2 protein-coding genes are annotated in these 504 nt (G+C 62.9%); both read right to left on the bottom strand.

Translation table 11 applies throughout. The features are described 5' to 3' along the window. A partial coding sequence (locus DXXMK7_RS22885; protein WP_202960843.1) for an Ig-like domain-containing protein occupies nucleotides 1-294 on the bottom strand: 294 nt, incomplete at its 3' end. A gap of 13 nt (nucleotides 295-307) precedes the next feature. Further along, on the bottom strand, nucleotides 308-504 hold a 197-nt coding region (locus DXXMK7_RS22890; protein WP_202960844.1), incomplete at its 5' end, for an Ig-like domain-containing protein.

Genomic DNA, 504 nt, shown 5'->3' on the forward strand with positions numbered 1-504 from the left:
ACTGACGGTATAGGTCACCGTATCGGTGCCGTTGAAGTTGGTGTTAGGCGTATAGGTCAGGGTGCCGTCGGCGTTGATCACCACCGTACCGTTACCGGCCGTCGCCGCGGTCACCGTCAGTGGGTTACCGTCCACATCAGCATCGTTCGCCAGTACATCCACCGTCACCGGCGTATCTTCCGCCGTGGTGGCGCTGTCGTTACCGGTCACCGGCGCATCGTTCACTGCGGTCACGGTAATGGTCAGCGTCCCGGTGACCACGCCACCGGCCCCGTCGCTGACGGTATAGGTCACGGTGTCGGTGCCGTTAAAGTTGGCAGTTGGGGGTATAGGTCAGGGTGCCGTCGGCGTTGATCACCACCGTACCGTTGCCGGCGGTCGCGGCGGTGACCGTCAGCGGATTACCGTCCACATCAGCATCGTTCGCCAGTACATCGACGGTCACCGGGGTGTCTTCTGCCGTGGTGGCGCTGTCGTTACCGGTGACCGGCGCATCATTCACCG

This window comes from Dickeya sp. MK7, from assembly GCF_000406305.1.
Classification (GTDB): Bacteria; Pseudomonadota; Gammaproteobacteria; order Enterobacterales; family Enterobacteriaceae; genus Dickeya; species Dickeya fangzhongdai.